The organism is Actinorhabdospora filicis, assembly GCF_030269765.1.
Classification (GTDB): Bacteria; Actinomycetota; Actinomycetes; order Mycobacteriales; family Micromonosporaceae; genus Actinorhabdospora; species Actinorhabdospora filicis.
Genome location: NZ_BSTX01000006.1, coordinates 225366 through 238434 on the forward strand (window position 1 = coordinate 225366; position 13069 = coordinate 238434).

At 74.6% G+C, this 13069-nt stretch carries 13 protein-coding genes; 7 read left to right on the forward strand and 6 right to left on the reverse strand.

Annotation, left to right across the window (positions count from 1 at the left end; all coding sequences use genetic code 11):
• Nucleotides 1-810: a hypothetical protein gene (locus QSK10_RS31680; protein ID WP_285667160.1), complete on the reverse strand. Its 810-nt coding sequence runs from the start codon at nucleotides 808-810 to the stop codon at nucleotides 1-3.
• A gap of 115 nt (nucleotides 811-925) precedes the next feature.
• Between QSK10_RS31680 and tsaD the strand changes: the two genes are divergently transcribed.
• Both tsaD and rocD read left to right on the forward strand, forming a co-directional pair.
• Nucleotides 926-1939, forward strand: a complete 1014-nt coding sequence (gene tsaD / locus QSK10_RS31685; protein WP_285667161.1) for a tRNA (adenosine(37)-N6)-threonylcarbamoyltransferase complex transferase subunit TsaD — start codon at nucleotides 926-928, stop codon at nucleotides 1937-1939.
• Between the two features lie 48 nt (nucleotides 1940-1987).
• Nucleotides 1988-3169 (forward strand): ornithine--oxo-acid transaminase, encoded by a 1182-nt coding sequence (rocD, locus tag QSK10_RS31690; RefSeq protein WP_285667162.1) that lies wholly within the window; start codon nucleotides 1988-1990, stop codon nucleotides 3167-3169.
• On the opposite strand, the gene QSK10_RS31695 is transcribed toward rocD, so the two are convergent.
• Nucleotides 3114-4490 carry an MFS transporter gene (locus QSK10_RS31695; protein WP_285667163.1) on the reverse strand — a complete coding sequence of 459 codons (1377 nt, stop codon included), beginning with the start codon at nucleotides 4488-4490 and terminating at the stop codon, nucleotides 3114-3116. The genes rocD and QSK10_RS31695 overlap by 56 nt on opposite strands.
• An 85-nt stretch (nucleotides 4491-4575) precedes the next feature.
• Between QSK10_RS31695 and QSK10_RS31700 the strand changes: the two genes are divergently transcribed.
• Genes QSK10_RS31700 through QSK10_RS31710 form a run of 3 tightly spaced genes read left to right on the forward strand, consistent with a single transcriptional unit; the run spans nucleotide 4576 to nucleotide 6115 of the window.
• Nucleotides 4576-5154: an XRE family transcriptional regulator gene (locus QSK10_RS31700; RefSeq protein WP_285667164.1), complete on the forward strand. Its 579-nt coding sequence runs from the start codon at nucleotides 4576-4578 to the stop codon at nucleotides 5152-5154.
• Between the two features lie 15 nt (nucleotides 5155-5169).
• Nucleotides 5170-5589 (forward strand): SRPBCC family protein, encoded by a 420-nt coding sequence (locus QSK10_RS31705; protein ID WP_285667165.1) that lies wholly within the window; start codon nucleotides 5170-5172, stop codon nucleotides 5587-5589.
• On the forward strand, nucleotides 5576-6115 hold the full coding sequence (locus tag QSK10_RS31710; RefSeq protein WP_285667166.1) for a TetR/AcrR family transcriptional regulator: 540 nt from the start codon (nucleotides 5576-5578) through the stop codon (nucleotides 6113-6115). The genes QSK10_RS31705 and QSK10_RS31710 overlap by 14 nt, the downstream gene beginning before the upstream one ends.
• Nucleotides 6116-6143: 28 nt before the next feature.
• On the opposite strand, the gene QSK10_RS31715 is transcribed toward QSK10_RS31710, so the two are convergent.
• Nucleotides 6144-6929, reverse strand: coding sequence for a DUF3050 domain-containing protein (locus QSK10_RS31715; RefSeq protein WP_285667168.1), 786 nt, complete (start codon nucleotides 6927-6929; stop codon nucleotides 6144-6146).
• A gap of 115 nt (nucleotides 6930-7044) precedes the next feature.
• A complete protein-coding gene (locus tag QSK10_RS31720; protein ID WP_285667170.1) occupies nucleotides 7045-7647 on the reverse strand; it encodes a hypothetical protein in 603 nt (200 codons plus the stop codon).
• A 118-nt stretch (nucleotides 7648-7765) separates the two neighbouring features.
• Between QSK10_RS31720 and QSK10_RS31725 the strand changes: the two genes are divergently transcribed.
• Both QSK10_RS31725 and QSK10_RS31730 read left to right on the forward strand, forming a co-directional pair.
• Nucleotides 7766-9073: a threonine/serine exporter family protein gene (locus QSK10_RS31725; RefSeq protein ID WP_285667172.1), complete on the forward strand. Its 1308-nt coding sequence runs from the start codon at nucleotides 7766-7768 to the stop codon at nucleotides 9071-9073.
• 81 nt (nucleotides 9074-9154) lie between these two features.
• Nucleotides 9155-10744 (forward strand): alpha-lytic protease prodomain-containing protein, encoded by a 1590-nt coding sequence (locus QSK10_RS31730; protein WP_285667174.1) that lies wholly within the window; start codon nucleotides 9155-9157, stop codon nucleotides 10742-10744.
• On the opposite strand, the gene QSK10_RS31735 is transcribed toward QSK10_RS31730, so the two are convergent.
• Nucleotides 10741-11664: a hypothetical protein gene (locus QSK10_RS31735; RefSeq protein WP_285667176.1), complete on the reverse strand. Its 924-nt coding sequence runs from the start codon at nucleotides 11662-11664 to the stop codon at nucleotides 10741-10743. The genes QSK10_RS31730 and QSK10_RS31735 overlap by 4 nt on opposite strands.
• Nucleotides 11665-11667: 3 nt before the next feature.
• Nucleotides 11668-13044: a serine hydrolase gene (locus QSK10_RS31740; protein WP_285667177.1), complete on the reverse strand. Its 1377-nt coding sequence runs from the start codon at nucleotides 13042-13044 to the stop codon at nucleotides 11668-11670.
• Nucleotides 13045-13069 lie beyond the last annotated feature (25 nt).

Here is a 13069-nt window from a genome sequence, read left to right on the forward strand (position 1 = left end):
TTAGCCCGAACGGGCCCGCCGCCACAGTGCCGCGATCAGCGTGGACAGTCCACTCAGGACCAGCATCGCCGGGGTGAGGAGCACCAGCAGGCCGAACGCGTACCCGTGCCACTGGACGAGGTCCTGCGGGCGCGGCAGGTACAGCGCCAGCGCGAACGGCGGCCCGGCGCACGCGGCGAGCAGCGCGTCCCGGACCCGCCCGGTGGCCCGGTGGGCGACGGCCGGCGTCACCGCCGCGAAGAGCAGCAGCGCGCCGAGCGTGACCACGCCGTGGTCCGGGAGGAAGCCCCACCCGGTGAGCAGGCCCGGCTCGATGATCGAGTCCACCGTGAAGCCCACCAGCATCGCCGGGTGACCGGCCACGCTCCCGGCCGCCGCCGTCAGCCACAGCACGCCCGCGTGCAGCCCCATGCCCGCCCCGGCCGCCGGGAGCCACGCCGTCAGCAGCGCCATCCCCAGTCCCAGGACCGTCCCGGTCATGATCGAGACGCCGTCGGCGTCGGTGTAGAACCCGGCGGTCAGCAGCGCGGCCTCGGCGCCCGCCCCGGTGGCCAGCGCCGCCGTGAGCAGCCGGACCGGCAGCGCCAGATGGCGCGCGAGGAGCACGGCGATGGAGGCCGAGACCGCCACGAACCAGCCCGCGACGGCGAGGCTCGACTCGCCGACGCGGTCGTCGCCTCCGCCGGGGAAGGGGGTGAGGCGGATGAGCCCGCACCACTCGGCGATGAGGATCTGCGCGGCGGTGAGTGCTGCGGCGGCGAGGACGGCCGCCGCGGCGATGAGGATCGTGCGGAGGGGTAAACGGTCCATATGCCCCACCGTAGGGGAGTGGAGCCCGAACCGGCGGGCGGTCTTGTTGCAAGTAATATGCAACAACAGTGATCTTGTGTTAGTGCCGCCCCGGCCGGTTGATTAGGAGCCGCGCGTGACCCTCGTCCTCGGCATCGAGTCCTCCTGCGACGAGACCGGCGTCGGCCTCGTCCGCGACGGGGTCCTGCTCGGCGAGGCGCTCTCGTCGAGCATGGCCGAGCACCTGCGCTTCGGCGGCGTGGTGCCCGAGATCGCCGCCCGCGCCCACCTGGACGCCCTGGTGCCCACCGTCCGCGCCGCGCTGCGCGAGGGCGGGCTCGCGCTGTCCGACATCGACGCGGTCGCCGTCACCTCCGGTCCCGGCCTGGCCTCCTCGCTCCAGGTGGGGCTGGCCGCCGCGAAGGCCTACGCGGTGAGCCTCGGCGTGCCGCTGCTGGGCGTCCACCACCTCGCCGGGCACGTCGCCGCCGACACCCTCGTCCACGGCCCGCTGCCCGAGCGCAGCATCGCCCTGGTCGTCTCCGGCGGGCACACCTCGCTGCTCCTGCTGGGCGACCTGGCGCGCGACCCGATCGTCCACCTCGGCGACACCGCCGACGACGCCGCCGGGGAGGCCTTCGACAAGGTCGCCCGGCTCCTGGGCCTGGGCTACCCCGGCGGGCCCGCCGTCCAGCGCGCCGCCGAGCGCGGCGACCCGGCCGCGATCCGCTTCCCGCGCCCCAGCGCCGGGACCTACGGCTTCTCCTTCTCCGGCCTCAAGACCGCCGTCGCGCGCTGGATCGAACGCCACGACGGGCCCCTCCCGATCGCCGACCTCGCCGCGTCCTTCCAGGAGGCCGCCGTGGACGTGCTCACCGCCAAGGCCGTCGCCGCGTGCGCCGCCCACGAGGTGGGCACCCTCGTCATCGCCGGTGGCGTCGCGGCCAACGCGCGCCTGCGGGCGGTCGCCGAGGCCCGCTGCGCCGCCGCCGGGATCACCCTCCGCGTCCCACCGCCCCGCCTGTGCACCGACAACGGCGCGATGATCGCCGCCGTCGGCTCCATGGTCGCCGCCGCCGGAGCCCCATGGGCGCCCATGGGGCTTGCGGCTGACCCGTCCGCACCGCTGATCGCCGCCCTACTGCAGTAAGGCGGCCAACGCGCCGCCCACCGCGGCCCATCTCCAGTAGGGGGAACGATGACCATCGATCTGGAAGACCGCTTCGGCGCGCACAACTACCACCCGCTCCCGGTGGTCCTCGCCCACGGCGAGGGCGCGTGGGTGACCGACGTCGAGGGCCGCCGGTACCTCGACCTGCTCTCGGCCTACTCGGCGATGAACTTCGGGCACCGCCACCCCCGCCTCATCGCCGCCGCGCACGCCCAGCTCGACCGGCTCACCCTCACCAGCCGCGCCTTCCACAACGACCGGCTCGGCCGCTTCGTCGCCGACCTGGCCGCCCTCACCGGCATGGACGCCGTGCTGCCCATGAACACCGGCGCCGAAGCCGTCGAGACCGGCATCAAGGCCGCCCGCCGCTGGGGCTACACCCGCAAGGGCGTCCCGGACGGCCGCGCGCGCGTCATCGTCTTCGATGGCAACTTCCACGGCCGCACCACCACCATCGTCGGCTTCTCCACCGACCCCGTCGCCCGCGACGGCTTCGGGCCCTTCGCGCCCGGCTTCGACGTCGTCCCCTACGGCGACGCCCAGGCCCTCGAAGCCGCCATCACCCCCGACACCGTCGCGGTCCTCGCCGAACCCGTCCAGGGCGAGGCGGGCGTGCTGATCCCGCCGCCCGGCTGGCTGGCCCGGGTCCGCGAGCTCTGCGACGAGCACCGGATGCTGCTCATCGCCGACGAGATCCAGTCCGGCCTCGGCCGCACCGGGCACACCTTCGCCTGCGAGCGCGAAGGCGTCCGCCCCGACGTGTACCTGCTCGGCAAGGCCCTCGGCGGCGGTGTCGTCCCGCTCTCGGCGATCGCCGCCGACCGCGAGGTCATGGACGTGTTCACCCCCGGCCGCCACGGCTCCACCTTCGGCGGCAACCCCCTCGCCGCCGCCGTCGGCGCCGAGGTCGTGGCGATGCTGGCCACCGGTGAGTGGCAGGACCGCGCCCGCCGCCTCGGCGAGCACCTGGCCGCCGCGCTCGCCGGGCTCGACCCGGCCAAGATCAAGGAGATCCGGGTCTGCGGCCTGTGGGCGGGGGTGGAGCTGTCGCCGGACGCCCCGCCCGCCCGCGTGGTGTGCGAGCGCATGGCCGCCGCCGGGGTCCTGTGCAAGGAGACCCACGAGACGACCGTGCGCATCGCGCCGCCGCTGGTCATCGAGTCGGCCGAACTCGATCACGCGGTAGGGGTGCTGGCCGCGGCGCTGTAGCCGCGAGGGCGAGGAACACACCGCACCCGGCCACCATGAGCCAGCCGGGCCGGGAGGCGGCCACCAGGTCGCCCCCGGCCGCCACCAGCCCACCGGCGATCGCCACGCCCAGGGCCGCCCCGCACTGCCGCGCTGTGGACGTGATCGCGCCGGCGACCCCGGCGCGCTCGCGCGGCAGGCCGCTGACCGCCGTGTCGGTGATCGGCGCGTTGGCGAAGCCGAAACCGGCGCCGATCAGGCCCTGGGCGGCGATCAGCCAGGGGACGCCGGAACCGGCCAGGAGACACAGGCCGCCCGCGGTGAGGAAGCCCGCCGCGAGCAGCAGCGGCGGCCGGGCGCCCACCCGTCCCACCAGCCATCCCGACAGCGGCGCGCACACGATCGCGCCCACCGCCATCGGCAGCGCGGCCGTCCCCGCCGCCAGGGGCGTCCACCCCTCGGTGTGCTGGAGGCGGAAGGTCGCCAGGAACAGCGTCGCGCTCAGGGCCGCGAACACCGCCACCGCGCCCAGCACCGCACCGGCGAAGGCCGGACGCCGGAACAGCCCGGGGTCCACCAGCGGCTCGGCCCGCCGCGCCTCCACCAGCGCGAAGGCGAGCGCGGCCACCGCCAGGACCGCGTACAGGCCGATCGCGACCGGCGAGGTCCAGCCGACGCGCGGTCCCTCGATCAGCGCGCCCACCGCCACGGCGATGACCACCGCCAGCAGCGCCTGCCCGGGCGGGTCAAGCCGCCGCGGCCGCGGTGCCCGCGACTCCGGCACCACCAGCGCGGTCAGCGCCAGCGCCAGGGCCACCACGGGGGCGTTCACCCAGAACAGCGAGCGCCACCCGAAGTGCGCCACGAGGGCGCCGCCCACCACCGGTCCCACGGCCATGCTCAGCCCGAACACCGAGGCCCACACGCCGATCGCCTTCGCGCGCTCCCGGGCGTCCGGCATCGCGGTCACCACGATGGCCAGCGCCACCGGGCTCAGCATCGAGGCGCCCGCGCCCTGCACGGCCCGCGCGGCGATGAGCGCGCCCACCGAGGGCGCGGCCGCGCAGGCCAGGGACGCCGCGCCGAACAGCACCAGCCCGGCCCGGAACACCCGCCGCCGCCCGAAGCGGTCGGCCAGCGCGCCCGAGGTGATCAGCAGGCCGGCCAGCACGATCGTGTAGGCGTCGACCGTCCACTCCAGATCCCGCGTGCCCACCCCCAGGCCGCGCCCGATCGCGGGCAGTCCCACGTTCACGATCGTGGTGTCCAGGCCCACCAGGAACATGCTCAGGGCGCACACCCCCAGCACCGTCCAGCGCTTCCGCGCGCTCGGATCCGTCATCGGTCCACCTCCATATGTCGAGGCGATGCTCGGCCCGCGCACCCCTCCGGAGCCAGGTTCTTTGCGGAAATCGCAAAATGAGCGGGTGGCCCCTTCCTCTCACGACGCCGAACTCGCCGCGATCCTCGACGCCATCGGCCCCCGCCTGCGCGCCCTGCGCCACGAGCGCGGCCTGACCCTGGAGGCGCTCGCCGCGCGCACGGGCATCTCGGTGAGCACCCTCTCGCGCCTGGAGTCGGTCCTGCGGCGGCCGACGCTGGACCTGCTCATCCCCATCGCGCGGGAGCATCGCGTCGCCCTCGACCGGCTGGTCGCCGCGCCCGCGACCGGCGACCCGCGCGTCCACCTCGAACCGCTGCGGCACGGCCGCGAGAGCGTCGTGGTCCCGCTGACCCGCTACCCGGGACGCCTCCAGGTGTTCAAGCAGGTCCTCGCCCCGCGCGAGCCGCGCCTGCAGACCCACGACGGCCGCGAGTGGCTCTACGTCCTGGCCGGTGACCTGCGGCTGATCCTCGGCGAGCGCGATCTGCTGCTGCGGCCCGGCGAGGCCGCCGAGTTCGACACGCGCGAACCGCACTGGTTCGGCCCGGCGGGGGCGGAGCCGGTGGAGATCCTGCACCTCTACGGGCCGCGCGGCGACCAGGTGGTGGTGCGCACAGATTGATGTACCATTTGGTACATGGAGTTCAATGCGACGGCGACCGCCACGGCGCCGGTCACCCCCTGCTGGACCGCCCTCACCGACGTCGCCGACTGGCCGAACTGGACGGCGTCGATCACCTCCGTCACCCCGCTCGACACCCCCGAGGTCGCCGTCGGCAACCGCTTCCGCGTCGTCCAGCCCGGCCTGCCCGCCCTCGTCTGGACCGTCACCGAGGTCGCCGAGGGCGAGTCCTTCGTCTGGGAGACCCGCGCCCCCGGCGCGCGCACCGTCGGATGGCACCGCCTCACCCCCGTCCCCGACGGCGTCCGCATCGACGTCGGCGTCACCCAGACCGGCGCGCTGGGCACCCTCGTCGCCGCGCTCATGCGCGGCCGCACCCGCCGCTACCTGACCCTGGAGGCCGCCGGGCTCAAGGCCGCCGGTGAGTCGCGCTGAGGCCCTGCTCGACCGCTGCGTCGAGTACCTGAGCCGCACCGGCTTCGGCGACCAGAGCCTGCGCCAGATCGCCGCCGGGGTCCAGAGCAGCCACCGCATGCTCATCTACCACTTCGGCTCCCGCGAGGGACTCCTCGCGGCGGTCGTCGCCCGCGTCGAGGCCGAGCAGCGCGCCGCCCTCGCCGAGCTGTCCACCCTGGACGCCGCCACCGGCGCCGAGGCCTTCTGGCACCGGCTCGCCGACCCCGCCCTCGCCCCGCCCGAACGGCTGTTCTTCGAGGTCTACGCCCTCGCCCTGCACCACCCCGACTGGGCCGCCGGTTTCCGCGACGCCGTCATCACCGCCTGGCTCGCCCCCACCACCGCCGCCCTCGCCGAGCGCGGCCACACCCCCGAGGAGGCCGCCGCCCGCGCCCGCCTGGCGCTGGCCGCCGTCCGCGGCCTGCTCATGGACCTGCTGCTCACCGGCGACCGCGAGGGCGTGGACGCCGCGGCGGCGGCGTTCCGGCGGATGCTGTTCGCGTGAGGGGGCCGCGGCCCCCTCACACCCGGCGTCAGCCCTTGATGGCGGCGTGGATGCCGTCCCACAGCGCGACGCGCGCGTCCAGGGCGGCGTTGACCGTGTCGGCGCACTCCTGCCACTTCACGTCGTCGTCGCCGCACAGGTCGGCCAGCATCTGCATGGCCATCGGGGTGTGCTTCTCCCCGTCGACCTCGATGTGCCGCTCCAGGTAGTCGACGAAGGAGTTGAGCCGGTTGCCGCGCTCGTTGACCGCGACGACCTGGGCGAACATGTCCGGGATGAGGTCCTCGCGGCCGAAGGCGAAGGCGGCGGCCTGCGCGTGGACGGGCTTGCCGGCGATGAACGCGAAGGTCGTCTCGGAGAAGCGGCGGGACGGCTCCGGCAGACCGGACGAGGCCAGCGCGTCGGCGACGGCGGTGCCCTCGCGGAGCGCGGCGATGAGGGCGTCCACGGCGGTGGTGTCGGCGCCCGCCTCGTGCATGCCCTGGAGGTACAGCTCGAAGTGGCTGATGTAGCCCTCACCGAGCTCGTCGCTCTCCTCGACGGTGACGATGTCGTTGATCAGGTGGCGGCTGGCGCGGTGGGTGGTCGGCAGCCACGGGATCGTGACGCCGGTGAGGCTGATCTGGAGCGACTTCAGCAGCGACATGAAGTCCCATACCGCGAAGACGTGATGCTCCATGAAGGTGACGATGGCCTCGTGGCTGTCCAGCCCGGCGTACATCGGGTGCCCCACCACCCGGTCCCGGGACGCGGCGACGGCCTTCTCCAGCCGCTCGATGCCCGGGTGGGTCTGACCCCAGTCGTAACGCGACATTGCTGCTCCGCTCTGTGTCGGCGGCCCCCGATGGCGCCGCTGGCACCGATGTTGGAGCGGGCCGCTGCGAATCCACTGCGGAACGGCCACGTATCCGCCACGAGATCGACTCCCGCTACCACCCCTCGCCCGGATGCGCCGCCCGCAGCGGCCCCAGCAGCAGCTCGAAGCGTGGGACCAGGTGCGGCGCGGCCGGCATCAGCCCGCGCGCCAGCCGGGCCGCCTCCAGCGCGCCCGCGTCATCGCCGGTCACCAGCAGGCAGTGCAGCCGCAGCAGGCAGGACTCGGCCAGCTCGCGCTCGCCGCCCGCGCGGTGGCGGACCGCGACGGCCAGCGCCGCCGCCTCCGCCGCGCCGTCGGGGTCGGTCTCGGCGCCCGTGCGCAGGGCCGACAGGAGACCGTCGAGCCGGGCGGCGGCCACGGCGTGCAGGGCCGCGCCCAGGGCGCGCAGCGCGAGGGGACCGGTGGCGAAGGCGGCGTCGGCGGTGATGGCGGTGTGCAGGCGGTCGCGGACGTCGTGGCGCCCGGCGTGCCCGGCCAGCGCGGCGGCCTCGGCGCGGACGGTGAACAGCGCGGCGACGACCTCGTCGGGCGCGCCCGCGGCGGCCAGCCGCGCGAGGTCCTCGGCGGCGCGGGCGCAGACGAGCATGCCGTCCTCGGCGCGCCCGGCGGCGGCGAGCGCGTGGCCGTAGTCCCGCAGTGCTGAAGCTTCGTCCATCGGCTCGGCTCCTCGCCAGGTGGTCCACAAAGGATAGAGCGCGGGCGCCATTCGGGAGATCCGTGCGATTTGGGCGCTTAAGGGTGCTATAGGTAGTTCATGACGAGCGGAGCCGCCCATGCGCCTTGATCCGCGCCGCCTCCTGCACTCGATCCTCGGCCGCCGTTCCGAGCCGCCCCCGGAAGACCCCGGGCCGCCGCCGCTGCCGCAGGAACTGCTCGTCCTGCTGCGCGACCTCGGCGTCGCGCTGTGCCGCAGCGGCGAGGCCAGCGACCGCGCGGCGGCGATCCTGCACGACGTCGCCGCCTGCTACGGCGTCCACGACGTCGAGTTCTTCGTCATGCCCACCGTCGTCCTCGTCCGCGTCGGGGACGCCGACGGCTCCGCCCACATCGACTTCTCCCTCGCCGAGGCCGACCAGCTGCGCCTCGACCAGATCGCCCGCCTCTACGACCTCATCACCGAGATCGGCGACGAGCACATCGACCCCGTCGAGGCCACCGACAAGCTCCGGCACATCATCGCCGACAAACCCCGCTTCCGCCCCTGGGTCACCATCGCCGCCTTCGCCCTCCTCGCCCTCGGCCTCGGCCTCATCCGCAACCCCGCCCCCGTCGCCCTCTTCGGCTACGCGCTCCTGGGCGCCATGGTCGGCGCGCTCCAGCTCATCTCGAAGAAGATCCGCGTCCTCACCCTCGGCCTGCCCGTCGCCGCCGCCATCCTCGTCACCTTCGCCGCCTACACCCTCCCCGACGCCGTCACCGGCGGCGACCCCACCGCCCTGCTCCTGCCTCCGCTGGTCATGTTCCTGCCCGGCGCGGCCCTCACCATCGGCACCATCGAACTGGCCTCCGGCTCGATGATGGCCGGCAGCGCCCGCCTCGCCTACGCCGTCATCGTGCTGCTCCTGCTGTCCTTCGGCATCCTCATCGGCACCGAGATCACCGACGTCCACACCGGACACCCCGCGCCCACCCTCGGCTGGTGGGCGCCCTGGCTCGGCGTCCTCATCACCGGCATCGGGCACTTCCTCAACTCCTCCGGGCCCGCACGCTCCCTGCCCTGGCTGCTCCTCGTCCTCTACGGCGTCTGGCTCGCCCTGCGCGGCGGCGACCTCTTCGGCTCGGCCCTCTTCGGCGCGTTCCTCGCCGGGCTCGTCCTGACCCCCCTGAGCTACTTCGTGCAGACCCGCCCCGGCGGCCCACCCGCGCAGGTCTCCTTCCTGCCCGCCTTCTGGCTCATCGTCCCCGGCACCCTCGGCCTGACCGGCGTGTCCGAACTGGTCACCGGCGCCAAGAGCGTCGTCGGCGGCGTCAACGACCTGGTGACCACCCTGCTCACCGTCCTGGCGATCGCCCTCGGCGTCCTCGTCGGCTCCAGCCTCGCCCCCACCACCCGCAAGGCCGTACGGGCCACCGTAAGTTAAGTGTTAACGCAGGTCAGACCGGTTTCGGCGGCCCGTGGCGCGCTTAGGATCACGCCACGGCACCACACCGGAAGGATCACCATGAGAACCAGATTCATCGGCCTCGCCTGCGCGCTCGGCCTGGCCGCCGCCGCGCTCGCCGCGCCGGCCGCCCAGGCCGGCCCGGGCCCGTCCACCCCGGACACCGGCCGCTTACTCCAGCACCAGGACGCCGCCCTGCGGCAGCTGTCCGGCCTCCCCGCCTGGGCGCGCGAGCGCTCGCCCGGCCAGTGGCTCGACGCCAACGGCGACCTCGTCGTCGCCGCCACGACCGCCGACGCCGACGCGGTACGCGCCCTGGGAGCGCGCGTACAGGTCGTCGCCCGCGGCAAGGCCGAACTGGACGGCGCGCTCGCGCGGGTCACCGCGCTGCTGCCACCGGCGCCCACCGGGATCAACTCCTGGGGCGTGGACCCGGTGGCCAACGCGGTGAGCGTCCAGGTCACTCCCGCCGCCGACCCGGCGCTGGTGGCGCGGCTGCGCGCCGTCGAGGGCGTCACGCTCGTGACCGTCGAGGGCTCGCCGCACCAGCAGTCCGGCACCGTCCAGCCCGGCAACCCGTGGTGGCCGGGCTCGGAGAGCAACTGCTCGGTCGGGTTCCCCGTCACCGACGCCCAGGGCGGCAAGCACTTCCTGACCGCCGGGCACTGCACCAACGATGTCAACCAGGCCGCCTACGGCGAGAGCGGCCAGCGCAACCGGCTCGGCACGTCCAATGTGGGCGGTTCCCGCAGCGTCAACGCGCGTGAGGGCGACATGGGCGTGGTCGCGGTGACCGAGACCGGCTGGACGCTCTCGGCGGCGGTGAACACCTGGGGCGGGACGCCCGTCACCGTCACCGGCTCCACCGAGCCGGTGGTCGGGCAGACCGTCTGCCACTCGGGGAACACCTCGAAGTGGAGCTGCGGCACGGTCCGGCGGGTCAACCAGACCATCAACTACGGCAACGTGATCATCGACGGGCTCGCCACCAGCACCGCCTGCTCGCTCGGCGGCGACTCCGGCGGCGCGTGGCTGGCCGGGGACAAGGCCGTCGGCCTGCACTCGGGCGGTCCCTCGCAGTGCGTGGACAACCCGGGGCCGGACGACGAGTCCATCTTCCAGCCGGTCAACGAGGCCCTGGGCAAGTGGGGCCTGACGCTCTACACCGGCGCGCCCACCGGGAACGACTTCTCGGTCGGGGTGAGCCCGGCGTCCCTGAGCGTCGAGAGGGGACGGTCGGGGGCCGTCACGGTGTCCACCCAGGTCACCTCGGGCAGCGCGCAGCAGGTCGCGCTCAGTGCCAGCGGGCTGCCCACCGGTGTGACGGCGTCCTTCAGCCCGGCCACCGTCACCGCCGGGCAGTCGGCGACGCTCACCCTCACCGCCTCGGCGAACGCGACCACCGGCCCGGCCACGATCACCGTGCTGGCGCACGGGACCTCGGCCGACCGGAGCGCGTCGCTGGCGCTGACCGTGGGCGGCCCGCCGTCCGGTTGCACCGCACCGGCCTGGAACGCCACCGTCTGGTACCAGGCGGGCGCGGTCGTCGCCCACAAGGGACACACCTGGCGGGCCACCTGGGCCGCCTACAACATCGAGCCGGGCGGGTCCTGGGACTGGGGACGCTGGAGCGACCTCGGCGCCTGTTAGACCGTGGCCTCGGCTTCCGCCGGCCAGTCCCAGCGGAAGCCGAAGCGCCCCGGGCGCAGGTTGAGCGCGACGGCGTGCACCGTCCCGCGCGGGCCGACGGCGACCTCCCACGCGGACTCCGGGTCGCCGTCGGCCTGCTCGAAGCGCAGGCAGCGCGCGGGCAGCCGCGCGGGGTCGAAGCAGATCTCCAGCACGAACTCCCGGGCGCCCAGCCGGAACTTGCGCTCGTAGTTCGTGCCGATCGGGTACGGGGTGCGGCCGCGCACCTCGTGCTCGATGATGACCGTCTCGCCGCTCTCCAGGGGCCGGTCGAAGAGCAGTTCGGCGGCCACCAGGCCCAGCGCCGGGCGCGCCGAGATCCGGCCCAGGCGGCAGTTGCGGCGCGCGACCACCGTCGGCAGTGGACGGTCGTGCTGGTCGATGTGGGCGATCAGCACCCACCGGTCGGGTCCGTCGCCCTCGGCCCGCAGGACCTGGCGGGAGACGATGGCGCGCTCACCGCCCTCGGGGCCCAGGACCACCCGGTCGTGCTGGCTGAGCCGGGTCAGCCGCTCGTCCCAGCGCACGTCCACATCGGACACCAGGTCGGCGACCTGCTCCGGGCGCGGCCAGTAGGCGGCCAGCGCCGGGCGCGCCTTGGCGCGGCGGGACGGGCCCAGCAGCGCGCGCAGGGCGCCGTCGGGGACCCGCAGGACCCGCTCCAGCGACCGCAGCGCCGCCATAGACGCCCGCCGCTCGGGGCGGCTGCGGCCCGAGGCCCAGTAGCTCAGGGTCGCGCCGCTGACCGGTGTGCCCGCCTCGGCCAGCCGGGCGCGCAGCCGGTCCACGCCCAGGCCGCGCGCCGCGATGGCGGCGCGCAGCGCGTCCGGGAACGGGCCGGTGGCCAGTAACGCGTCCCGGCGGGCGTCGGCGTCGGTCACGGCTCAGTCGATCCGGGGATTGGCGCGGTGGTTGTGCAGGTAGGCCGCGCGGCCCCGGCCGTCGTCGCCGACGAAGACCAGCGGCAGGCCGGTGTCCTCGGGGTCGTCGTGGTCGAGGGCCTTGAACAGGTCGCCCTCCACCAGAAGCAGCTCGCGGCGCGGCGGCTTCGGCCCGAGCCCGGCCAGATCCGGACCCGGCGTGGTCTCCAGCCACAGGCGGCCGTCCACATCGGACACGTCGAAGCGGAAGAGGCCGGACTCGTAGGAGCCGGTGTAGCGCTCGGGCCGCTCGATCGGCGCGGGCTCCCCGGGGAGGTCGACGGCCGGTGGGATCTCCACGCCGCCGTGCTCGCGCATCAGGTGCCCGTACACCTCCGCGAACAGGCCCGCGACGTTGCCGCCGTTGGTCAGCATCGCCACCGCGACGCCCTCGGCCGGGATCAGCCGCAGGAACGCGGCCTGCCCGATGGTGTTGCCGTCGTGGCCGATGACCGGCTCGTTCCAGTCGAAGAGGTGCCAGCCGAGGCCGATGCGCACCTGCCGGGCCGAGCGGCGGGGGATGTCCACTGTGGCCACCCGCATGAGGCGCGCCGACTCCGCAGACAGGATCCGCGTCCCGTCGGGGGCGAGGCCCTCGTCCAGGTGCAGCCGCGCGAAGGCGGCCAGGCCGGCGGCGGTGGTGGCCAGCGAGGCGCCCGCCGGGTCGTTGGACGCGTGCAGCGCCCACGCGGCGGCCACTTCGAGCTCGGCGTCCGGGGTCTGGCGGATGTGGCCGACGGCGGCCCGGTGCAGGATCGCCTCACCGGCGTCGGTGGCCACCGTCAGCCCGAGCGGCTCGGCGATCTCGGTCCGCAGCGCCCGCGCCCAGGTGGTGCCGCGCAGGACCTCCACGATGCGGCCCAGCAGCACGAAACCGGCGTTGTTGTAGGAGAACAGGACGCCCGGCGGCAGCGTCTGGCGCGACTTGGGCATGATCTCGGCGACGAAGCGCTCGATGGCGTCGGGATTGCGGCCGGTGTCCTTGAAGGAGTCGCCCTCGAAGCCGGCGGTGTGGTTGAGCAGGTGCCGCACGGTGACCGCGGCGGAGACCTCCGGGTCGGAGGTGCGAAACTCCGGCAGGTAGTCGGTGACCGGCGCGTCCAGGTCGACCAGGCCCTCGTCGACCAGGCGCATGACCAGCGTGGTGGTCCAGATCTTGGTCACCGAGCCGATCTGGAAGAGCGTGTCGGTGGTGGCCTCGATGCCGGCCCGCAGGTTCGCCGAACCCGCCGCGGCCGTGGCGATCTCACCGTCGGCCAGGACGGCCACCGCGGCCCCGGCGACGCGGCTCTCGGCGACCAGTCGTGCGAAGTTCCCGTCGAGCCAGGCCTGTGCGCCCATGTCGTCTCCCGTGGGGTGGTGTGGG